We start from the raw sequence: 21,077 nt of genomic DNA on the forward strand, positions 1-21,077 counted from the left end.
CCCTCAGTTTTGCTGCAGTATCATCCGTGTGCCTTCTTTTCTTCGTGCTCGCACCTTGCCAAGTAGTGGCGACATTGAATTTTTGAAGGATTGAAAACTATGAATCAAACAGCTTCCAACGTGAAGTCCCGGAATATCCTCGTGCTGGGCGCTGGAGAACTCGGCATGCCGGTCCTGCGCAATCTGGCCCGTCGCGCAAAGGACATTGACGGCGCAACGATAAGCGTCTTGTTGCGCGCCAGCGCCGTAGAGTCTGACTCACCAGCCAAGCAGCGCGACATCGCTGAAATTCGCGATTTGGGGATTGAGATAGTCGTGGGCGATTTGGTGAAGAGCTCGGTTGACGAGTTGGCATCTCTGTTCTCGCAGTATGACACCGTAATTGGCTGCACGGGTTATGCGGCTGGGATCAACACCCCGATGAAGCTGGCAAGGGCCGCTTTGCAGTCAGGAATTCCGCGTTATTTTCCGTGGCAGTTCGGTGTTGATTTCGAAGCAATCGGTCGAGGTGGCCCACAAGACATTTTCGACGCGCAACTTGATGTCCGTGAACTCTTACGCTCGCAGGACAATACCGAATGGGTCATTATCTCCACCGGCATGTTCATGAGCTATCTGTTCGAGCCGGAGTTCGGTGTCGTTGATCTGGAAAAGAGCGCGGTCAAAGCCCTCGGCAGCTTTGACACCGCCGTTACATTGACGACACCTGACGACATCGGCGTGCTCACTGCTGAAGTCGTGTTCTACGAGCCAACTATCAGCAACGAGATCGTCTTCCTGGCGGGCGATACCGTCACCTATGGCGAGCTTGCTGACAAGCTGGAGGCGGGATTAAACCGGCCCTTCAACCGGTCCGAATGGACTGTTCCGGTCCTTATGGAAGAACTGGCAAACGATCCCCAAAACATGATGCGCAAGTATCGTGCAGCCTTTGGCATCGGGCGTGGCATGGCATGGGACAAGGCCGACACTTTCAACGTGCGTGAAGGCATCAAAGTTACTGATGTTTCCGATTGGATCAACGCGAACCTGACGGCCAAGTAACGGGACTTAAAGGTGCGATGGGGGAGCGCTATAATCTCGCTTTCCCCCGTCAAGCGTTGTCAGAGACTCCATCTTCAGCAGGGCGTACCAATTTCTATGGCAATCACGGAGCGGCGGCGTCTGTGTCAGGATTTCCAAGGCGTCTGCCAGGACGGCTTTTCTGGCAGACGGGAATCAAAGCCCTCGCGGGACTTTCGAAACTCCTCCGAGTTTTCGACGACCCATGTCCACAGCGGAATCATACGAACGAGAAGACCCATTCCCAATTCTGTTAGTTCGTATTCTACCCGCGGCGGCATCTCTACGAGATCGTAGCGCGTGACGAGGCCGTCTCTTTCGAGTTGGCGCAGAGTGCGAGTTAGCATCCGTTGGGTGACGCCATGCATTCGTCTTCCAATATCTGCGTGCCGAAGCCTGCCGTAAACGCCCAGGGTGTGAATGACGCCAAGCGACCACCTATTTCCTGCGTGGGTCAGAACCTCACGTCTCACCCCGTCTTCATCCTCGCGAAGCCCATCGCAAACTGCTTGAGAGTAGCTAAGGATTTCTTCTCTGGTCATTACTTTTGCCTCTGGTATGTCCTTCGTTTCGTTTTACCAGCCATCCCGGTATATTGTGCGGTATTGCAATCACACCTTGTCGAGATAATTCCATGGCAACAGTTGTTCAATTTCGCTCTGTTTATGTCCATTGACGATTGCTGTGAGTGTGCTGGTCAACCACTTTTGCGGATCGACTGAATTGATTTTGCACGTTTCGATCAGTGAGGCGATCGTAGCCCAGTTATGAGCGCCTGCTTCATGACCTGCAAATAATGCATTTTTTCTGCTCAATGCAATTGGCCGGATCGTTCTTTCGACACTGTTGTTATCTAACTCGACACGGCCGTCAGACAGGAACAGGCAGAGGCCATTCCAGTATTTGGCGATGTATTTCAACGCTTCGCCTAATGGCGCCTTTGCCGACACGTGTGCGCGGTGATGAGCAAGCCATGTTTCCATATCGAGGATCAGTGGTCTTGACTGGGCCTCGCGTACTGCGAGCCGATCTTCTGGGGTGAGACCGCGAAGCTCAGTTTCGATCTTATAGAGTTCACCAATCCGTTTTACCCCTTCTTCGGCAACTGGGGACGAGACCGTGCGGGTAATCTCAATAAGCTTGCGACGCGCATGAGCCCAGCAGTAAGCCAGTCGTATATCTGGACCGATGCGATCTGGCGCGATAAGCCGATTGTAGCCTGCATAGCCATCCACTTGCAGGATGCCGGTGAAGCCTTGCAATATTTGTTCCGCATATTGGCCAGACCGCCCCGGCGTATAAGTGAAAGCAACGCCAGGCGGGGCATTGCCGCCCCATGGTCGGTCATCACGCGCCAAAGCCCAGAAGTAACCTGTTTTGGTCTTTCCTGATCCCGGATCAAGCACAGGGGCACGTGTCTCATCCATGAAGAGTTTGTGAGAACGTTTGAGGTTAGCAATCAGCGCATCAAAGACAGGGCGCAATTCGAAGGCCGTCCGTCCCACCCAGTCTGCGAGCGTGGAGCGATCTATGTCGATGCCCTGACGGCCCATAATCTGGGCCTGGCGATAAAGCGGCAGATGGTCGGCATATTTGGAAACCAGCACATGCGCGACTGTGGCTTCTGTCGGCAAACCTGCTGGTATCAATCGGGCTGGAGCTGGCGCTTGCACAACACCATCAGTGCAGGCGCGACATGCATATTTAGGACGATGGGTAACAATGACACGGAACTGCGCAGGGATCATATCCAGTCGTTCAGAAACATCTTCGCCAATACAATGCAGGCAACCACCGCAGGCGCAGATCAGGCTTTCCGGCTCAATCACTTCGTCAATACGCGGCAGGTGTTTTGGAAGAGAACCTCGATTAACGACACGTGGCTTGGATGCTCGTTTATCTGAAGATGTATCAGCTTCATCTTCTGCATGGATCGCCGCTATAGCTGTTTCCAGATCTTCCAGTGCCAGATCAAACTGCTCAGGATTAATCTTCTCTGACTTGCGCCCAAAAGCGGCCTGTTTGAAGGCTGCAACCAGTTTCTCTAGCCGCGCAATCCGATCATCTTTACGAAGACCGAGCGCTGTTGCTGCGATCAGCATCGCTTTAAGTTCAGCAATATCGTCAGGCAGATCGGCAGCATCCAACATGGGCAAAACTTACCAAACCCCGCCTTGACTTGTCTGATGAATATGGCGGCAGAGTCACCGTGTCGCAGCATTTAAACAGTCATAGGCGCTCGTGCTTCCACTGCACGGACACGTCGCCAGTCGAGCCCTGCAAACAACGCCTCAAACTGCGCATGGTTCAATGACATCAGCCCATCCCGGATCTCCGGCCAACTGAATGTATGGGCTTCCAAACGCTTATAAGCCAGCACCATACCTGTCCCATCCCAATAGATCAGTTTTAACCGATCCGCTTTTCGCGAGCGGAACACGAATACAGTTCCAGTGAACGGGTCCTTTCGTAGTTCATTCTTAACGATGGCGGCAAGGCCGTCATGGCCTTTACGGAAATCGACAGGCTTTGTTGCCACCATGATTCGCACCCGATTGGAAGGAAAGATCATGATGGAGCCGCCAACCCACGCGCCACTGCAACAATACGGGCAACCGATGCACCCGCTTCAAGACGAACCGTCACTGGCCCGACGCATATCTCGGTGCGCCCCTGATCAGAGCAAGGTTGTTCCGTCACTGGCTCGCTGATCACCAATCCTGCGAATTCTATTCCATCTTCAGGCGCGGGCAAAACCAGTCGGCCGCGCTTGGCCAAGGTTCGCCACATAGATAAACGGTTTGCCCGAACACCATAACGCTGCGCAACATCAACAACTCGAGCACCGGGTCGCAGAGTTTCCGAAACAAGCCGGGCCTTGAATTCCGGCGTCCATTTATTGCTGCCCCCGCTGTTACTCTTCTCGGGGGTGAGAAACTCCACCGTAGGCCCCATGGGGAAACTCCTTCATCCATCCATGGAAAGCCCTTCGCAGTTCAAACCGCGGAGTACAACGTGGTGCTAAAACACCGGTTACGACGGAGGTAAGAACGCGCAAGATATTTCAGACAAGCAGTTGCAGGCAGGCGTGGAATTGAAAAAATGCTCCGATCTTCTGGGCATTCTCGGTTACGAGTTGGTAGTTCGCACCGCAGGTATGGGAATGACTATTGAAGACATAGCGGGCAAAGAGCGCCGACGCCGAGATCATGCCACTGACAGCCTTCGAGGATGTTTAGAGGTGCTGGCTGTCCGGTGGGGGTATTCAAACGCTAAGATTAGAGGGTGGGCGGCATGAAAGGCCCCGCCGGAGCGGGGCAGTCATCAAGCAGCTTCAAGCTCATGTATTTCTGCAAGTTCATCCTTAATCGCGGCAGCTTCCGTCTTAAGGTCATAGCTTGCTTGCATGTTCATCCAAAACTCCGGCGTAGTACGAAAGAATTTGGCAAGGCGCAATGCAGTATCAGGCGTCAAAGAGGTGTATTCTTTAGCCAAACGCTCGATACGAGTGCGCGGAACATTCAGTTCTTTGGCGAGTGCTCCGGCACTCATATTAAGCGGCACGAGATATTCTTCACGAAGGATTTCACCAGGATGAACCGGGGGTAAAATACTGAGTGTCATAGGAACCTCCTATAGGTGTCCAACCGAGGATCAGTGATAATCAACAATCTCGACCTGTTCAGCGCCTGCGTCTGTCCAAACGAAGCAAACGCGCCACTGGTCGTTAATTCTGATTGAATGCTGTCCCTGACGATCCCCTTTGAGTGCCTCAAGCCGATTGCCGGGAGGAGACCGAAGATCATCTAAAATAACAGCGCTTTCAATCATTGTGAGCTTGCGAATTGTCGACTTTAACAAATCAGCCGGAAACCCTTTAGGTGCCTTACCGCTGGCAACGGTCTCTGTCATGGCATCTTTGTAAGACCGTATCATCGCAACTCCTATTGCCCGTATCATACGGTGATACAAATGGAAGTCAAGGGGATTGTATCACGACGTGATACTTATATTACGGATGCCGATTGAAGATCGAGGGGGCGAAGCCACTTTTTGAAGCGGGCAACCGTGGATAACCTGTGGAAATCACACTGGAAACGCTGTGCAAAAATCGACGTGGCCAAATCAGTAACCAACTGATTTTGCTGCCTTTACCCATGATTTTAAATCAGCGGCGCAGAATTCTATCTTGCTGAAATGGTGAAATAATCCCGTCCGATCTTGCGGTGATCAAGGTCGGATGAAGTCGTACTGCACCACTCTTGCAAAAGCTAAAATGCCCGGACAATTAGGGCAGGAGGTTATTTGTCGGTGGTGAGCGTAGCCGGGAGTCGAGGGCTACTCGTCACCGGGTTTATCGTGGGCTGCACCACGCTTTTTACTTAACAGCAAAAGGTCCCTTTTTAGTTCTGGGTGTCAATCGGAACGGAATATTGGGTCTGACGCATTTTTGATGACGATTTCTTTCACATTGCGCCGATCAACCGTGCCTGAAGAAGATCCAGCTTGGCACGCCCATACATTTGCCTTTTAACGAGCTTCAGCTTGTTGATCTGCCCTTCGACCTGGCCGTTCGACCAAGGTTCGGTGATGGCGGCGGACACCGCTGCCTTGTCTTTCAGTATCCCGTTGGCGAAGGGGGCAAACAGACTGTCGCGTGCATCAGCGATCCACGGGTCGAGTTCTGTCTTGGCCTTCATTCGGATCATTGTTTGGAAACGATCAATTAGATTGCGAGCTTGGATCTGCGAGAAAGAATGCAGTCACTTCGCCGGAAGCTTGTTTTGGCCTGTTACTCATCAGTGACTTGTGAATTTGATCGAAGCCGTAAGCGGCACGAGCCAACGCCTTTCTTGCCGCCGCGAGTTGGGTTTCGAGGGTTTTGAGATGTCGATATTCTTTTAACGCCTCTTGCGCATTCGTATGCTCTGGCAGGTTACACTCAGCTTGGTAAAAGCCAGCGGCGTAGGCGATGTTGTCCATCTCGTTACGACTAACCTCCAGCTCCTTAACCCGCGCAGTCAGCGCCGCGTTGTCGGCTCGCAGCTTAACAAGCTCCTGACACGCCAAATCCATCAGGGCATATGCTTCCGGCTGATACCCAGTGATACCCGCTCCGATTATCTTCATCCACTTATCAAGTTCGCCTTCAAACCGAAGACGCTCTTGCTCGACCTTCGCCGCAATGATGTCCTCGGCCTGCGGTCGGGTGACGACTTCGGTAAAATCAGGCACGTCCTTCTCTGAGAACTCAGCCGCAGTTCTGCCTTTCACACCGCGCAAAATCCCGGCGCGGCCAACCGTCTCCAACCCTTCGACCGGCGCGACGGGGCGGGTGAAGGGGCTTTGAATGAAGCCTCGCGACATACCGTATTCTAGTGCCTTCAAGGTGTGTTCAATGACTGCCCTTTTCGGTGCTGGCTCGCATGGCGTACCATCACGAGGACAAATGCCATCCTCGTCAGCGCAGTCACGGCAGTGACCGCCATAACGCATGACGTAATCAATCGTCTGCATCGCTGCCTCCATTCGGGCGGGGGGCTTTCATTTGTGCGTGTAGCGATCTGATTGTCGTGCACTGTTCGCCGGGTACGCAATGGCCACCTGTGACCCCGCATCCGAGGCCAGCCATTGACCAATCTGTGGGTCTGGGGTTGACGGAATATTGAACTTCACAAACCGTCTCAAAACTTGGGTGATTTGGGTTTCTCATTTTGAGGCTCCTGGAGCTTCCCGATATTCCAGAATGTCCGGCTTCTCACCGCCGTTAAAAAGCCAGTTGTATTCCGCCGCTTCGTAATCGGCGTGGTGCTTCCACTGGTGTTTACGGATAGACAATTCCCGGCCGCCAGACTTGATCATGACAAAATAGTCAGTGCCGGAAGAAGTTTTCATTTCACCAACATAAGCCTTGCACCCATCCGCAACCATTTTACCGGCGTCGGCAATATGGTCCGCTATAGGCTGAGACGACAGGGCGCGGAGAGCCTCGTAAACCTCAAATGCGCCCTGCTGATAGATTGAGCTTGTGCTGTCTACAGATGCTTCGCCGTAGTAGTGACCATTCTCGGAAACATCGAAGGCAATCTTCGCCGCTTCCTCCAAAGCCTGCGCACGCGGGGATGGTTCCGAAACCGGAGCGGCATAGACAGGGCTGATTTTTTGCCAGCGAGGGTTGTTCTTTTCAAATCCCCACTCGACTTGCTGCACCTCAACAACCTGTGTCAGCCCGGTTTCTTCATGCTGAAACAAATAGCCGATAGGTTCTTCAGCGAGGGATGGTTTATTGCGCAGCCTGTCTAATTCTTCACGATCTTCAGCCCATGCTTTCCATCCGCTGAGCATTTCAGCACGAAGGTTCTCGGCTGTTGCCGGTCTAATATCTTGGATGAAGCGGTACGCGACGAACAGCAGCTTCGGAAGATGCTGACGCAGCAGAACCAGTCAAGCGTTGCGAACTATCTGACATACGGCGACGAAAAAGCCGAGCAGGCCATGAAGGGTGTTCTGGCCTCCCGCGATCCGGCAGCATCGATCGATGAGCTGATTACGTTTGTCGGCGATGCGCCCAAAGCGGTAGAAGGCGCGCGAAAGGTCTTTTGGGATATCATGCAGGGTAAGAGCCGTGCAGGAGGCCGAACGACCGCGGACATCAATGGCGCGCAGCCCTGGTCGCCTCAAGCGCTGTCTGACTTCCTCGATAATCCGACCAATGCTGCTGTGGCAGAACGCCTGTACCGCGAAAATCCAGAGCATCTGACACGCATTCGGGAAATTTCCGACGCGTTGAAAGGCGTTGATACCCGCAACGCAGCCAAAGCGCCAAATTCGTCCGGTACGGCGCAGGGCATGTCCAGTCAGTTGCTCACGCCAGAAGCGCTCCAGAGCCGCGCCTACGCGTACATGAGCGGTCGTATCAGCGGTACGTTCCTTGTGACTTCTATCGCGTCGGTGCTTGTTCGTCGGGGCGTCCGTAAGGCGCAGGAGCAAGGCTATCAACGTATGATGGACGACATTCTGACGAACGCTGACACTGCGGCCTTGATGATGAAAGCCAATAACCCGGCAAATCGTCAGGCGCTGGCGAAAAAGGCTAAGGGTTGGTACGGCGCAGAGGCCAGCTCGATCCTGAACGCCTTGAGCGCTGATGACAGCGACGAGGATAACGACGCGGTTATGCGGGAGGATAAATAATGGCCGATTTCAGCCGCTACACTAGTTCGCTCCACCCGAACATTCGTGACGTTGCGTCGGCCTTCCTTGCGGAAGCATACGCTGCCGGACTAGACCCGCGCGTCCAGGAAGGCTACCGCTCAATTGATCGCCAGAACCAGCTTTATGCACAAGGCCGAACAGCACCGGGCGCTATCGTCACGAAAGCCCGTGGCGGCCAGTCCAACCATAACTACGGTGTGGCCTTTGACGTTGTGCCTGGCGCATTGCTCGGCACTAAGAACTGGTCACCGGAAGACGCGCGGTGGTCGCAGCTCGGCCAGCTTGGGGCGAAGCACGGTTTGGAGTGGGGCGGTAACTGGAAGTTTGTCGATAAGCCGCACTTCCAGATGCAAGGGGCTAACTGGCGCAAGCTGCAGAACGATCCAGCGTTTGCAAAGTACAATCCTAGCGGATCGGCCCCGACCGCACCGGCCACGCCGGCAGGCGCACCGGGCGGTTTGGCCGATATGATGGTCGCGCAGCAAATGCCCGCAGCGTCTGCCGTCATGCCAGGTGGCGCGGCAGGATCGCTTACTCCAGGCGCTCCGGCTGCCGATCCTTCATCGATGTTACTAGGGGATATCGCTTCGATGTTTGTGCAAAACCAGCAGCAACGTCAGGAGCAACGCAAGGAAGAACAGGCCGCCGAACAGATCCGGCGTCAGGCCCTGTTCGGCAGTATCGGGAGTATGTTCGGCTAAAATGGGTGCGCGCGATGTGCGCCCCATATGACGCCCCATAGGGTGTATGTTGGGCAGTAGGCCATCTGTAGGTCAGGCCGAATTATACAATGATTACCGTGGGTTCGAATGGTGGGCGTAACAGGGATTGAACCTGTGACCCCTACAATGTCAATGTAGTGCTCTCCCGCTGAGCTATACGCCCATTCGATGTGGCGCATACACCATATCGCGTTGCGCCCGTCAATGCCCTTTTTTAAAGTTTATTCGTCTTTGCTGTTGAATAGCTTATCGAGTACCGGGAAAGCTGCTGGTCGCCTTACGCGGCGATCAGCATTTTTTCGATTTCATTCACCAAATCACGCAGGTGGAATGGCTTCGAAAGCACTTTTGCATCGCGCGGCGCGTCCGAATCGGGGTTCAGCGCGACAGCTGCAAAGCCGGTAATGAACATGATCTTGAGGTCTGGATCGATCTCGGTCGCACGACGCGCCAGCTCGATGCCATCCATCTCCGGCATGACAATATCGGTCAGCAGCAGCGAAAAAGGTTCTTCGCGCAGCCTTTCATAGGCGCTGGCGCCATTGTCGAAATGGGTGACGTGATAGCCCGCTTTTTCCAGTGCTTTCACGAGGAAGCGACGCATATCGTTGTCGTCTTCAGCTAGCAGAATTCTTTTCATTGGTCCGTCCGAATTTCATGTCGTTCGTTCGCGCATTTCGGCACAGGTAACGACTCAGCTCTCGCACTAGAAAACGCGTTTTTGGTAAATATGAAATGAATGCTCTCGCAAATGTTAATTGTTATGGCCACTGTTTGGCAACAAGCTGTTATGTGTTACAGCTTTTCACAGTTTTGCGGGCTGGTCCATAGAGGGAGTGGCGGGCTCTGCAATTTCGGATATTGTGTCTGGCCGGACTGACATAAGACCCTGCTTTTAAAGCAGAACTACCATATGGCCGGTTAAAAAAAGACAGTCGAGACGGGTTGAAGTATGAGTCTGGAACGTGATTTTCATCTGATGCCCCCTTACGAGGTCTGCGCGCCTGCGCAGCAGCGAATTCCCTTCGTTTTTAATTCACCTCATAGCGGACGCGCCTATCCAAAATCGTTTCTTGAAGAATCACGGCTCGACTCACTGGCTATCCGATACTCGGAAGATTGCTATGTTGACGAGCTTTTTGCAGACGCGCCGCGTCTAGGCGCACCTTTGCTCAAAGCGCATTTTCCACGCGCTTTTCTCGATGTGAATCGCGAGCCTTTTGAACTTGATCCACGTATGTTCGTGGAGCCGCTGCCACCTTTCGTAAATAGCCAGTCTGCACGCGTGGCGGGCGGTCTGGGGACCATTCCGAGGCTGGTTGGCGAAGGTCAGCTTATTTATTCGGGGCGCATATCGCTGCAGGAAGCATTCTATCGGATCGAAGACCTTTATAAGCCATATCACAATACGCTCGACGCTCTGTTGCAGACGACCCATGATCGTTTTGGCTATTCCGTTCTTATCGATTGCCATTCCATGCCGGGTGGCACACGATCGGGCGATATTGGTGGTCGGCCTGATTTCATCATTGGCGATCGTTTTGGCCGCTCTTGCAGTGAACAGTTGACGCAAGCGGCTATCGAGCTGCTTCAGGGGCTCGGCTATACGGTTGCGCACAATAAGCCATATGCAGGCGGCTTCATCACCGAGCACTATGGCAGGCCTGCAACAGCTTGCTATGCCTTGCAGATCGAGATCAATCGCAGTCTCTATATGAATGAACAGAGCTTGCAGAAGCTGGCTGGCTTCAATGCGCTTTGTGCGGACCTTTATCAGTTCCTGAGCGATCTGACGTCGCTGCCAGACGAGCTTCTGGTCGTGCCGCCGCTTGCGGCTGAATAGCCGCCTCGCACTTTTCATCTTCAGCTAAATGCGAAAATCTATAATCAACTAAAGATAAAAAGAGCCGCGCTCCAATGAAGAAAGCGCGGCCAAAGACTAGGGAGGAAATGCCCCGAAAGGCATCGACAGGATAGCCTGTCTGACCTTTAAGCTACGCTGCAAAGCCTTATGCGTCAAGGAATTACGCATAATTTTTGAGCTAAAAAAAGGCAGCTCAAATTATGGGCAATATTAGTACAGGTTGCATATGAATGCATCATCTTATGGAAACGGGAGATTGGGATTGCTGATCGATAGGGCATTTTTTTCCGAAGTCGCTTCGGTGGCTGCAGCTGAAACCTTGCCGCGATTCCGCCAGTTCACGGCGATCGACAATAAATACACCTCTGGCTTTGATCCGGTGACGGAAGCTGATCGCGCAGCGGAGCGGGCGATTCGTGCTGTGATTGGACGCGAGTTTCCCGACCACGGCATTCTTGGCGAAGAATATGGCCCGGAAAACATCGATCGCAGTCATGTATGGGTCATCGACCCGGTTGACGGCACGCGTGCCTTCATATCCGGCCTGCCGGTGTGGGGAACACTTGTTGGCCTCACAGTCGATGGTGATGCCAAGGCAGGGATGATGTCGCAACCTTTCACGGGGGAGCTGTTCTACAGCGACGGTGACGGTTCCTATCTGGTGCGCGATGGTGGAGAGCAACGTCGACTGACAGCGCGTTCTCAGGCCAAGCTTGAAGACGCAACGATGTTCACGACAACACCGGCACTCTTCAAGGGTGATCTGCGCAAAGGTTTTGATCGGCTGGAAAGCTCGGTGCGTCTGTCGCGTTATGGTGTCGATTGCTACGCTTTCGCGATGCTTGCAGGTGGCTTTGCCGATATTGTGGTAGAAGCAGGCCTCCAGCCCTATGACATCGTGGCACTGATCCCGATCATCGAGCAGGCAGGTGGTATTGTTACGCAGCGCGATGGTGGTCCGGCGGAAAAGGGTGGCGATATTGTCGCTGCCGCATCTCCCGCCTTGCATCAGGCAGCGCTTGAACTCATTAACGGGTAATTACATCTGATCGGGACTTGCAGGTTCTGTGGTTTCTGGTGGTCTTTCAATTTCCGAGGTTCCGGGAATGAAAGCATCAAAGGCCGCCAGAACTTGCTCCCGATAGAAATCGGCTTCCTGCAACAATTCATGGCGTGCGCCATCAACGACGACGAGCGAGATATTGCGTGTGCTTGCAGCAAAGCGCTCGATTGCCGGTGTGGAAACGACCTGATCGGCACCCGCTGCGATTATCAATACTGGGATGGCCGGTCCTTGATAAAAATCCGGTCGGCTGATGAACGACGCGGTTTCGAGTGCACCGGCAAGCCAACGCACCGTGGGACCACCAAGCGCCAGATCAGGATTGTTACGAACAACTTCCATGTTGCGCGTGAAGCGCGCGGGATCGCTGGTCAATGGATTGTTTGCAAATGGCCGGTCAATCATCTTGCGCCCAGCCGCAGCATAGAGCCTGCCGAAGCCGAACCAGCGCAGGCCAGTCGTGATGCGGCGCATCTTGTCATCGCTGGACTTTGATCCCCCAAGCCCCATCAATGGTGCACAAAGCACCATACGAGTAATTCGCGAAGCAAGCTTCTGTATTGACGAATAGGCAATCAATGCCCCCGCAGAATGCGCAAATACATAAAATGGCGGGGGGCAATCGGGCAAGACGACATCTGTCAGAAACTGGTCGAGATCATTGGTATAATCGCTAAAACGACCCACATAGCCGCGCAAACGATCCTTAAGCAGTCTGTGCGACCCACCTTGTCCGCGCCAATCAAGTGTGGCGACGGTGAAGCCACGATTTGAAAGGTCTGACATGGTCTCGAAATATTTCTCGATGAACTCGTTGCGACCTTGCAGCAGTATGATCGTGCCGCGTGATGGCTTGGTTTGTGACTTGACGAGCGCATAGCGCAAGCTCTTGCCGTCCCGGGTTTCAAGCATGCCAGATTGCGTTCCGGGCGGTATGGGATTCGCATTGGTCTCAAAAAGAAAATCTGGCATTCAGGCGGTTGTCCCAGGTTAAATTTCGCACAGCAATATAATGGGGCAAAGGATGATAAAAAGTAACCGGAAGTTTGCGAGCAAACTTCCGGTTCAGGAAACAACCTGTGCAAGGGACGTTGCACAGGTTGATCTGTCCGTTCTGGCTGGAATTACCAGCCGCGACCAGCACGGCGTTCATCAATGATACGACCGCTGAAAGCATCAACCACCACGACCACACGACGACCATTCGGACGCGTAGCCTTGACGAAATAGGCGCCGCGGTCACGGCGAATATCGCCAACATCATAGCCACGTCGCTGCAGCGAACGGGCAACCTGGCGGGGACCGAGCGTGTCGCGGCGTCCATAATCGCCACCCCAGCCGGGTCCGCGACCTGGTCCACGATCATATCCACGATCTGGACCGTCCCAATCCGGACGTGGTCCACCACGTGGGGGCATAGGCGGACGATAGCCATCATCGTCGTAATATTGAACCTGAACGCGCAACCCGTTATCGGCTGCGTGGGATGTCGTCGCGATCCCTGTCGCGACGGTGGCAAGTGCGGCAAAAGCAAGAAAAGCTTTTTTCATAACCGTAATCCTTTGATGAACCCGCCTCTCAGCAGGCATAGTGGTACATCAGAGCGGCGTGCGTCCTTCCAGGCGCACAAAGGACCCTCTGACGTTTGAAACTACACATCGAACTTTCCAGAATACGCTTTCGATTTCTGGTCCGATGTGTAGCCCCAAGCACCTGAACGCTCGCCGAAGATGATGTTCATTTTGGGTTCATTGCGTGGCGAATCCCCCAGTTTGCGGCCCCCAAACGATCAGGAGTTGTTACGGTAGGTGATAAGCCGTGTAAGTATATTCTCCGGTCATATGAGCAAGGCCGACGGCGTTTTCTGCAAAGGACATCCAAATCAGTCTTGAAATGAAAAAGCAGCATTCCCAAATGAGTTTTGCGGTTGCCGATAACGGGGCCGCCGGCACCTGAGAATTCGCCAAAACGGGAATTCTGCCGCCAATATAATGCATTCTTGTCGCTCTTAAGGAGGGCTTACATATGCGTCACGTTGATTTTTCGCCGCTCTATCGTTCCACCGTTGGTTTCGACCGTCTCTTCTCCTCGATGCTTGATACGCTCGCATCTCCTGAAGGTTCGCAGTCTTCCTATCCGCCATATAATATCGAGCGGACCGGTGAGAACACCTATCGCATCACCATGGCCGTTGCAGGCTTCTCGGAAAGTGAACTCGAGATAGAAGCACACCGCAATCAGTTGACCGTCAAGGGCCAGAAGGCCGAAGACGATGCTTCGGAAGCCGGTGAAGTGCTCTATCGCGGCATTGCTTCGCGTGCTTTTGAGCGTCGCTTCCAGCTTGCAGACTTTGTTGAAGTTGCCGGTGCCAGCCTTAAAAATGGCTTGCTCCATATCGATCTCAAGCGCGAAATCCCTGAACAGATGAAGCCGCGCAAGATCGAAGTAAGTCAGGCATCGACGGCTGATGCCCAGCAGATTGAAGCGAAGACCGCCCACTAACTGCTTAGAGGCCTATAAAAAGAAAGCGGCGCATTTTGCGCCGCTTTTTTGTTAAGTGCATTCCAAAAAAGTGTGATGCGGTTTTTGGAACGGATGCTACGCGATCAGCTTGCCGAATTGGTCGACTTCTTCTTCCGTGTTGGCAAAGCTTGTCACGAAACGTGCGAAAATCTCGCCTTCGCTGATGCGATTGACTTCGGAATGTGGTGGGTTCCAGTCGTAAAAGATTGCGCCTGCATCACGCAGGCGATCATAAACGGATTGCTTCATGATCGCGAAAACCTCGTTGGCTTCCGGCTTCCATGCCAGTCGCATCTGGCTCGATGCATCAATATGTCGGGCAAGGCGCGCAGAAAGCGCATTGGAATGCTTCGCCAGTTCAATCCACAGACCATCTGTGAGATAGGCATCGAACTGGGCCGCAATAAAACGTGTTTTCGAGAAAAGCTGTGCGGCACGCTTGCGAATGAAAGGCAAATCCTTAGCGCGGGCAGGGTCCATAAATACGAGCGCTTCTGCACACCAACAGCCGTTCTTGGTGCCGCCAAAGGAAACGATATCGACGCCCTGCTTCCAGGTCATTTCTGCAGGTGTCATGTCCAGTGATACAAGTGCGTTTGCAAAGCGCGCACCGTCCATATGCAGCGGCAGACCCGCACCACGACAGATTTCGGAAATCGTGGAAATATGCTCCGGCTGATAAAGCGTGCCAACTTCCGTTGCCTGTGTGATGCTGACAGCCATCGGCTGACCGGCATGAACGAAAGCAGGATTGAAGCGCTTGAGTTCGCGCTTGAGCAATTCAGGATCGATACGACCCATTGCGCCGTCAATCGGGTGCAAACGGGCGCCGCCGGTGAAATATTCTGGCGCGCCGCATTCGTCTTCGATCACATGCGCTTCGCGATGCACGAGTGAAACGCCGCCCGGACGATTGACGCTGGCAAGCGCCAGCGAGTTGGCTGCTGTGCCTGTGCCAACGAAGAAGACCGCGACTTCTCGCTCGAACAGCTCGTTGAAACGCTGCTCTACACGCTTGTCGATTTCGCTGGCACCATAGGCGGCTGCAAAGCCGTTGGCGTGAAGTGCAAGACTTTCAGCGATTTTCGGGTGGGCGCCTGCCCAGTTGTCTGAAGCAAAATGCACGTTGTTCTCCGCTGGCAGTGGGACCTTATAGGAGAGGTCTATAACCGGACTCGGTTACAGGTGTAAGGCCTGCGGATGGTAAAAAGAGCGAAGCCAATGTCACTTTTTGGAGCATTCGACGCCCGTGTTTGGCCGCGCCAAACTGACGCAACAAGCTGCTAACGCAATTAAATAACGGTAATATGAATATCTGCGACACTTTGTTTCGCAATAGGCTCGAAAAAATCATGTTTCCATCTTGTGAGCGAATTTGAATTCTGTCATACGTTATTAGGACAGCATTGCTGACTAATTCATCATTGCTGTCCAATTCATCACTGCGATTGATTGGGTTTCTGGTCAGAACTTCCACCAGTTGCAGAAAGAGAGTGTCGTGCGGATCGGGACAACCCGGCAATAGGCGGCATTCAATTGAGGCAGGGGAGTTTGGTGCGCCATATGGCGGGCTGAGGTCGCTTGTCCGAGCCTGAAAGACTAAGGCGCCAAAGCAATATTCCTCTCGATGGTTCAGCCATCGGCCCCGGAACGTCGTCCAACGCCTTTTCGAGAAGGCTTTCCATACACAGAACTCAAAGCGCATCCCGAAAAGTGCGAAGCGGTTTTCGGATGAGATGCGCGACTAAAACAGTTCGGAACGAATAGCCGTTCCGGTTCATTATCGTATCGCGCATGGTTGCGCGCTCACAGGAGGGAATGACGATGCCGCATTTGACGCCATCTGTATCGCATGTGGATTTACACAACGGTCAGAACGGAACGGTCAAAGCTGCGACCAATTCCACCAACGCAACCCGAAAAACGGCGCGAACTTCGGCGGGCACGCCGCCCGCCCAAGGCCTTTATAACCCGCGTAATGAACATGACGCCTGTGGCGTCGGCTTCATCGCGCATATGAAAGGCCAGAAGTCTCATCAGATTGTTGAAAACGGTCTCAAGATGCTTGAAAACCTCACCCATCGTGGTGCGGTTGGCGCCGACCCTTTGATGGGCGACGGTGCGGGTATGCTTGTCCAGATTCCGGATCGTTTCTTCCGCGAAGAAATGGCGCGTCAGGGCATCGACCTGCCGCAGCCGGGCCATTATGCCGTCGGTTATATCTTCATGCCGCGCGATGCTGAACTTCGCTCGCATATCGAAGAGATCGTCAAGGAAGTCATCACCGCTGAAGGCCAGACCTTTATCGGTTTCCGTCAGGTGCCGGTCGATAACTCTTCGCTGTCAAAGGCACCCGATATTGCCGCGACCGAGCCATTCCACGTTCAGGTTTTCATCGGACGCAGCCCAACGATTGAATCCGATGATGATTTTGAGCGTCGCCTGTTCGTGCTGCGCAAGGTCATTTCCAACCGCATCTATCAGGAAAACGATGGCGACGATAAAGGTTTCTATATCGTTTCCATGTCGGCGCGCACGGTTGTCTATAAGGGCATGTTCTTGGCCTATCAGGTCGGCAGCTATTATAACGATCTGAAGGATCCGCGCTTTGAAAGCGCTGTGGCGCTGGTTCACCAGCGCTTCTCGACCAACACCTTCCCCTCGTGGCGTCTGGCGCATCCATATCGCATGGTTGCGCATAACGGTGAAATCAACACGCTGCGCGGTAACGTCAACTGGATGGCTGCACGGCAGGCATCGGTAGACTCGGAATTGTTCGGCAACGACATTTCCAAGCTCTGGCCTATTTCTTACGAAGGCCAGTCGGATACGGCTTGCTTCGACAATGCGCTCGAATTCCTGCATCAGGGTGGCTATAGCCTTGCGCATGCTATGATGATGCTGATCCCGGAAGCATGGTCGGGCAACAAGCTCATGTCAGATGAACGCCGTGCGTTCTACGAATATCATGCAGCGCTCATGGAGCCGTGGGATGGTCCTGCCGCTGTCGCCTTTACCGATGGCCGCCAGATTGGCGCTACGCTTGATCGCAATGGTCTGCGTCCCGCCCGTTATCTTGTGACGGATGATGATTTTGTCATTCTGGCTTCCGAAGCAGGTGTTCTGCCAGTCGACGAAAAGAAGGTCGTCAAGAAGTGGCGTCTGCAGCCGGGCCGCATGCTGCTTATCGATATGGAAGAAGGCCGCATTGTCTCGGACGAGGAAATCAAGTCCCAGATCGCGCAGAAGCATCCTTACAAGCAGTGGCTGGCTAACACACAGCTCATTCTGGAAGATCTGAACCCGGTCGAGCCGCGCGCTCTGCGCAAGGATGTGAGCCTGCTTGATCGTCAGCAGTCATTCGGTTACAGCCAGGAAGACACCAAGCTTCTGATGTCCCCCATGGCTACTACCGGTCAGGAAGCCATCGGTTCGATGGGCACGGATACGCCGATTTCGGCGATGTCCGATAAGTCAAAGCTGCTTTACACCTATTTCAAGCAGAACTTTGCACAGGTCACGAACCCACCGATTGATCCGATCCGCGAAGAGCTTGTGATGAGCCTTGTCTCGTTCATCGGTCCGCGCCCGAACATCTTCGATCTGGTTGGCACCTCGCGCCGCAAGCGTCTGGAAGTGCGTCAGCCAATCCTGACCAATGGCGATCTCGAGAAAATCCGCTCCATCGGTCATACGGAAGATCGCTTCGATACCAAGACGCTCGACATCACCTATAACACAGGTGAAGGTGCTGCCGGTATGCATGGTGCGATTGAGCGCCTTTGCGACCGCGCAGAAGCTGCCGTGCATGGCGGCTATAACATTGTTATCCTGTCGGATCGTCAGGTTGGTCCAGATCGCATTCCGATCCCGGCTCTGCTGGCAACGGCTGCCGTCCACCATCACCTCATCCGCAAGGGGCTGCGTACATCGGTTGGTCTGGTTGTTGAATCAGGTGAACCACGCGAAGTGCATCACTTTGCTTGTCTCGCAGGCTATGGTGCGGAAGCGATCAACCCTTATCTCGCTTTCGACACCCTGCTCGACATGCATCGCCGCCGCGAGTTCCCGCCGGAAGTCGATGAATATGAAGTGGTCAAACGCTACATCAAGTCGATCGGCAAGGGCATTCTCAAGGTCATGTCCAAGATGGGCATTTCGACCTACCAGTCCTATTGCGGCGCGCAGATTTTTGATGCTGTCGGCTTGCAGACACGCTTTGTCGATCAGTTCTTCTTCGGCACGGCAACGAGTATCGAAGGCGTTGGTCTGGAAGAAATCGCGGAAGAAACCGTTCGTCGTCATACCGACGCGTTTGGCAATGATCCCGTTCTGCTGACAGCACTCGAAGTGGGTGGCGAATATGCCTACCGTATGCGCGGTGAAGCGCATCTGTGGTCGCCCGATGCGGTTGCAAAGCTACAGCATGCCGTTCGCACGTCAAACCCGGAAACGTTCACCGAATATACTTCCATGCTCGACTCCAAGTCGGCACAGGCAAAGACCATTCGTGGCCTGTTCGATATTCGCTTTGCAAAGGGTCGTGGCAAAGAGCCAGTGTCCATTGACGAGGTTGAATCGGCGGTCGATATCGTCAAGCGGTTCTCGACCGGTGCCATGTCTTTCGGTTCCATCTCGCGCGAAGCACACACTACGCTTGCGCGTGCCATGAACAGCATTGGCGGCAAGTCGAACACGGGTGAAGGCGGCGAGGAGCCGGATCGGTTCTATCCGTTGCCGGATGGTACGCCAAACCCTGAACGCTCTGCGATCAAGCAGGTAGCATCGGGCCGTTTCGGTGTGACGGCAGAATATCTCGTTAATTCCGACATGATCCAGATCAAGGTTGCGCAGGGTGCAAAGCCCGGTGAAGGTGGTCAGCTGCCGGGCCATAAGGTCGATGCGACGATTGCAAAGACGCGTCACTCGACACCTGGCGTTGGTCTTATTTCACCTCCTCCACACCACGACATCTATTCGATCGAAGATCTGGCGCAGCTCATCTACGATCTGAAGAACGTCAATCCGGTTGCCGATATTTCGGTCAAGTTGGTGTCGGAAGTGGGCGTTGGTACCGTTGCCGCCGGTGTTGCTAAGGCGCGCGCCGACCACATCACCGTTTCGGGTTATGATGGCGGTACGGGTGCGTCTCCGCTGACCTCGCTCAAGCATGCCGGTTCGCCATGGGAAATCGGCCTTGCCGAAACCCACCAGACACTGGTGCTCAACGGCCTTCGTTCGCGCATCGCGCTTCAGGTCGATGGCGGTCTTCGTACGGGTCGCGACGTGATCATCGGTGCGCTGCTTGGTGCCGACGAGTTCGGTTTCTCGACTGCTCCGCTGATTGCAGCCGGCTGCATCATGATGCGCAAGTGCCATCTCAACACTTGCCCTGTCGGCGTTGCCACACAAGACCCTGTTCTGCGCAAGCGCTTCAAGGGTACACCAGAGCATGTGATCAACTTCTTCTTCTATCTGGCGGAAGAAGTGCGCGCATTGCTGGCTGAAATGGGCTTTACCAAGCTTGAACAGATTATCGGTGAAACCGATCTTCTGGAAAAGCAGGACATGATCGATCATTGGAAGGCCAAGGGTCTCGACTTCAGCCGAATCTTCTACAAGCCGGAAGCCGAGAAGCACGAAATCTACTGGACCGAACGTCAGCATCATCCGATTGACGACGTTCTCGATCGCACGCTGATTGCTCAGGCCATGCCTGCGCTGGAAGACAAGACACCGGTCAAGATCGACGTCGACATTAAGAACGTCGATCGTTCGGCAGGTGCAATGCTTTCGGGCGAGGTGGCCAAGCGTTTCCGTCACAAGGGTTTGCCGGAAGATACGATTGCCGTTACCCTGCGCGGCACGGCTGGTCAGTCCTTCGGTGCATTCCTTGCCCGCGGTATTTCGTTCGAGCTGATCGGTGATGGTAACGACTATGTCGGTAAGGGCCTTTCGGGTGGCCGCATTGTCATACGTCCGCCAGAAGATACGCGTATTGTAGCCGAAGACTCGATCATTGCAGGCAATACCGTGCTTTACGGCGCGCTGGAAGGCGAGTGCTATTTCCGCGGTGTGGCAGGCGAGCGTTTCGCAGTGCGTAACTCCGGTGCCGTTACGGTTGTCGAAGGCGTGGGCGACCACGGATGCGAATATATGACCGGTGGTGTCGTCGTGGTTATCGGCCAGACAGGTCGCAACTTCGCAGCAGGCATGTCGGGCGGCGTTGCCTATGTGCTTGATGAAGTTGGTGACTTTGCGCAGCGCTGCAATATGGCGATGGTCGAGCTGGAGCCGGTGCCGGAAGAGGATGATATCCTCGAAAAGCTGCACCATCACGGCGGCGACCTGATGCACAAGGGCCGTGTGGATGTCTCGGCAAACATGACGCGCCATGACGAAGAACGTCTGGTGCAGTTGATTGCCAATCATCTGCATTACACGGGCTCCACGCGTGCCAAGGACATTCTCGATAATTGGGAGAGCTATCGCCCGAAATTCGTGAAAGTCATGCCGGTCGAATATCGCCGCGCTCTGGAAGAGATGGAGCGCATGCAGATCGGCGTTGCAGCTGAGTAATTATTATTAAAAGCGGTGCTCGTGCGCCTGAAATGGCGAATAGCCCCCT

Annotated in this window: 19 protein-coding genes, 1 tRNA gene and 1 pseudogene; 7 read left to right on the forward strand and 14 right to left on the reverse strand. The window is 54.0% G+C overall.

Annotation, left to right across the window (positions count from 1 at the left end):
• Nucleotides 1–99: 99 nt before the first annotated feature.
• Complete coding sequence (locus CES85_RS07775) at nucleotides 100–1,044, forward strand: aromatic alcohol reductase (protein WP_095445345.1); 945 nt, start codon at nucleotides 100–102, stop codon at nucleotides 1,042–1,044.
• A 125-nt stretch (nucleotides 1,045–1,169) separates the two neighbouring features.
• On the opposite strand, the gene CES85_RS07780 is transcribed toward CES85_RS07775, so the two are convergent.
• From CES85_RS07780 to CES85_RS07815, 9 genes and pseudogenes are all read right to left on the reverse strand, one after another.
• The gene (locus CES85_RS07780) at nucleotides 1,170–1,535 is read right to left on the reverse strand and encodes a winged helix-turn-helix transcriptional regulator (RefSeq protein ID WP_244923179.1); all 366 of its coding nucleotides are present in this window, start codon (nucleotides 1,533–1,535) and stop codon (nucleotides 1,170–1,172) included.
• A 138-nt stretch (nucleotides 1,536–1,673) separates the two neighbouring features.
• Entirely contained in the window at nucleotides 1,674–3,212 is a 1,539-nt protein-coding gene (gene tnpC / locus CES85_RS07785) for an IS66 family transposase (RefSeq protein WP_095445347.1), read from the reverse strand.
• A gap of 71 nt (nucleotides 3,213–3,283) precedes the next feature.
• Nucleotides 3,284–3,634 carry an IS66 family insertion sequence element accessory protein TnpB gene (tnpB, locus tag CES85_RS27105; protein ID WP_157743430.1) on the reverse strand — a complete coding sequence of 117 codons (351 nt, stop codon included), beginning with the start codon at nucleotides 3,632–3,634 and terminating at the stop codon, nucleotides 3,284–3,286.
• Nucleotides 3,631–4,017 carry a transposase gene (locus CES85_RS27110; RefSeq protein WP_157743431.1) on the reverse strand — a complete coding sequence of 129 codons (387 nt, stop codon included), beginning with the start codon at nucleotides 4,015–4,017 and terminating at the stop codon, nucleotides 3,631–3,633. The genes tnpB and CES85_RS27110 overlap by 4 nt, the downstream gene beginning before the upstream one ends.
• Nucleotides 4,018–4,386: 369 nt before the next feature.
• Nucleotides 4,387–4,686 (reverse strand): HigA family addiction module antitoxin, encoded by a 300-nt coding sequence (locus tag CES85_RS07795; protein WP_095445333.1) that lies wholly within the window; start codon nucleotides 4,684–4,686, stop codon nucleotides 4,387–4,389.
• Between the two features lie 30 nt (nucleotides 4,687–4,716).
• Nucleotides 4,717–4,998 carry a type II toxin-antitoxin system RelE/ParE family toxin gene (locus CES85_RS07800; protein ID WP_095445348.1) on the reverse strand — a complete coding sequence of 94 codons (282 nt, stop codon included), beginning with the start codon at nucleotides 4,996–4,998 and terminating at the stop codon, nucleotides 4,717–4,719.
• A gap of 530 nt (nucleotides 4,999–5,528) precedes the next feature.
• Nucleotides 5,529–5,807, reverse strand: a pseudogene (locus tag CES85_RS07805) (transposase); the annotation flags it as partial.
• Nucleotides 5,785–6,579, reverse strand: coding sequence for a hypothetical protein (locus tag CES85_RS07810; protein WP_157743432.1), 795 nt, complete (start codon nucleotides 6,577–6,579; stop codon nucleotides 5,785–5,787). The pseudogene CES85_RS07805 and the gene CES85_RS07810, both read right to left, overlap by 23 nt.
• Before the next feature lie 192 nt (nucleotides 6,580–6,771).
• A complete protein-coding gene (locus CES85_RS07815) occupies nucleotides 6,772–7,314 on the reverse strand; it encodes a hypothetical protein (protein WP_157743433.1) in 543 nt (180 codons plus the stop codon).
• Between the two features lie 132 nt (nucleotides 7,315–7,446).
• Between CES85_RS07815 and CES85_RS07820 the strand changes: the two genes are divergently transcribed.
• Together CES85_RS07820 and CES85_RS07825 are read left to right on the forward strand one after the other, a co-directional pair.
• Nucleotides 7,447–8,256 carry a hypothetical protein gene (locus CES85_RS07820; protein ID WP_095445352.1) on the forward strand — a complete coding sequence of 270 codons (810 nt, stop codon included), beginning with the start codon at nucleotides 7,447–7,449 and terminating at the stop codon, nucleotides 8,254–8,256.
• Nucleotides 8,256–8,978 carry a M15 family metallopeptidase gene (locus CES85_RS07825; protein ID WP_095445353.1) on the forward strand — a complete coding sequence of 241 codons (723 nt, stop codon included), beginning with the start codon at nucleotides 8,256–8,258 and terminating at the stop codon, nucleotides 8,976–8,978. Before CES85_RS07820 ends, CES85_RS07825 begins: the two co-directional genes overlap by 1 nt.
• A 109-nt stretch (nucleotides 8,979–9,087) precedes the next feature.
• Here the strand turns inward: CES85_RS07825 and CES85_RS07830 are convergent.
• Nucleotides 9,088–9,162: transfer RNA gene (locus CES85_RS07830), tRNA-Val, on the reverse strand.
• A gap of 114 nt (nucleotides 9,163–9,276) precedes the next feature.
• Nucleotides 9,277–9,639 carry a cell cycle two-component system response regulator CpdR gene (cpdR, locus tag CES85_RS07835; protein ID WP_007877205.1) on the reverse strand — a complete coding sequence of 121 codons (363 nt, stop codon included), beginning with the start codon at nucleotides 9,637–9,639 and terminating at the stop codon, nucleotides 9,277–9,279.
• Between the two features lie 312 nt (nucleotides 9,640–9,951).
• Between cpdR and CES85_RS07840 the strand changes: the two genes are divergently transcribed.
• Nucleotides 9,952–10,842, forward strand: a complete 891-nt coding sequence (locus tag CES85_RS07840) for an N-formylglutamate amidohydrolase (protein WP_095445354.1) — start codon at nucleotides 9,952–9,954, stop codon at nucleotides 10,840–10,842.
• A 283-nt stretch (nucleotides 10,843–11,125) separates the two neighbouring features.
• Nucleotides 11,126–11,902 (forward strand): histidinol-phosphatase, encoded by a 777-nt coding sequence (gene hisN / locus CES85_RS07845; protein WP_095445355.1) that lies wholly within the window; start codon nucleotides 11,126–11,128, stop codon nucleotides 11,900–11,902.
• Here hisN and CES85_RS07850 read toward each other — a convergent pair whose 3' ends face one another.
• Together CES85_RS07850 and CES85_RS07860 are read right to left on the reverse strand one after the other, a co-directional pair.
• Entirely contained in the window at nucleotides 11,903–12,898 is a 996-nt protein-coding gene (locus CES85_RS07850; protein ID WP_095445356.1) for an alpha/beta fold hydrolase, read from the reverse strand. It lies immediately after the preceding gene.
• Nucleotides 12,899–13,050: 152 nt separating this feature from the next.
• Nucleotides 13,051–13,476, reverse strand: coding sequence for a PepSY domain-containing protein (locus tag CES85_RS07860; RefSeq protein ID WP_095445358.1), 426 nt, complete (start codon nucleotides 13,474–13,476; stop codon nucleotides 13,051–13,053).
• Nucleotides 13,477–13,951: 475 nt separating this feature from the next.
• On the opposite strand from CES85_RS07860, the gene CES85_RS07865 reads away from it, so the two are divergent.
• On the forward strand, nucleotides 13,952–14,428 hold the full coding sequence (locus CES85_RS07865) for an Hsp20 family protein (RefSeq protein WP_095445359.1): 477 nt from the start codon (nucleotides 13,952–13,954) through the stop codon (nucleotides 14,426–14,428).
• A gap of 96 nt (nucleotides 14,429–14,524) precedes the next feature.
• Here CES85_RS07865 and CES85_RS07870 read toward each other — a convergent pair whose 3' ends face one another.
• Nucleotides 14,525–15,574, reverse strand: a complete 1,050-nt coding sequence (locus tag CES85_RS07870; RefSeq protein ID WP_095445360.1) for a threonine aldolase family protein — start codon at nucleotides 15,572–15,574, stop codon at nucleotides 14,525–14,527.
• Between the two features lie 699 nt (nucleotides 15,575–16,273).
• Between CES85_RS07870 and gltB the strand changes: the two genes are divergently transcribed.
• A complete protein-coding gene (gene gltB / locus CES85_RS07875; RefSeq protein ID WP_095445758.1) occupies nucleotides 16,274–21,028 on the forward strand; it encodes a glutamate synthase large subunit in 4,755 nt (1,584 codons plus the stop codon).
• Nucleotides 21,029–21,077: the final 49 nt, after the last annotated feature.

Source organism: Ochrobactrum quorumnocens (assembly GCF_002278035.1).
GTDB lineage: Bacteria > Pseudomonadota > Alphaproteobacteria > Rhizobiales > Rhizobiaceae > Brucella > Brucella quorumnocens.

Excerpts from the sequence above, each read along its gene's own strand:
- CES85_RS07775 (WP_095445345.1), top strand. The coding sequence starts at position 100 with ATGAATCAAACAGCTTCCAACGTGAAGTCCCGGAATATCCTCGTGCTG.
- tnpC (WP_095445347.1), bottom strand. The coding sequence starts at position 3,212 with ATGTTGGATGCTGCCGATCTGCCTGACGATATTGCTGAACTTAAAGCG.
- tnpB (WP_157743430.1), bottom strand. The coding sequence starts at position 3,634 with ATGATCTTTCCTTCCAATCGGGTGCGAATCATGGTGGCAACAAAGCCT.
- CES85_RS27110 (WP_157743431.1), bottom strand. The coding sequence starts at position 4,017 with ATGGGGCCTACGGTGGAGTTTCTCACCCCCGAGAAGAGTAACAGCGGG.
- CES85_RS07795 (WP_095445333.1), bottom strand. The coding sequence starts at position 4,686 with ATGACACTCAGTATTTTACCCCCGGTTCATCCTGGTGAAATCCTTCGT.
- CES85_RS07800 (WP_095445348.1), bottom strand. The coding sequence starts at position 4,998 with ATGATACGGTCTTACAAAGATGCCATGACAGAGACCGTTGCCAGCGGT.
- CES85_RS07810 (WP_157743432.1), bottom strand. The coding sequence starts at position 6,579 with ATGCAGACGATTGATTACGTCATGCGTTATGGCGGTCACTGCCGTGAC.
- CES85_RS07825 (WP_095445353.1), top strand. The coding sequence starts at position 8,256 with ATGGCCGATTTCAGCCGCTACACTAGTTCGCTCCACCCGAACATTCGT.
- cpdR (WP_007877205.1), bottom strand. The coding sequence starts at position 9,639 with ATGAAAAGAATTCTGCTAGCTGAAGACGACAACGATATGCGTCGCTTC.
- CES85_RS07840 (WP_095445354.1), top strand. The coding sequence starts at position 9,952 with ATGAGTCTGGAACGTGATTTTCATCTGATGCCCCCTTACGAGGTCTGC.
- CES85_RS07850 (WP_095445356.1), bottom strand. The coding sequence starts at position 12,898 with ATGCCAGATTTTCTTTTTGAGACCAATGCGAATCCCATACCGCCCGGA.
- CES85_RS07860 (WP_095445358.1), bottom strand. The coding sequence starts at position 13,476 with ATGAAAAAAGCTTTTCTTGCTTTTGCCGCACTTGCCACCGTCGCGACA.
- CES85_RS07865 (WP_095445359.1), top strand. The coding sequence starts at position 13,952 with ATGCGTCACGTTGATTTTTCGCCGCTCTATCGTTCCACCGTTGGTTTC.
- gltB (WP_095445758.1), top strand. The coding sequence starts at position 16,274 with ATGCCGCATTTGACGCCATCTGTATCGCATGTGGATTTACACAACGGT.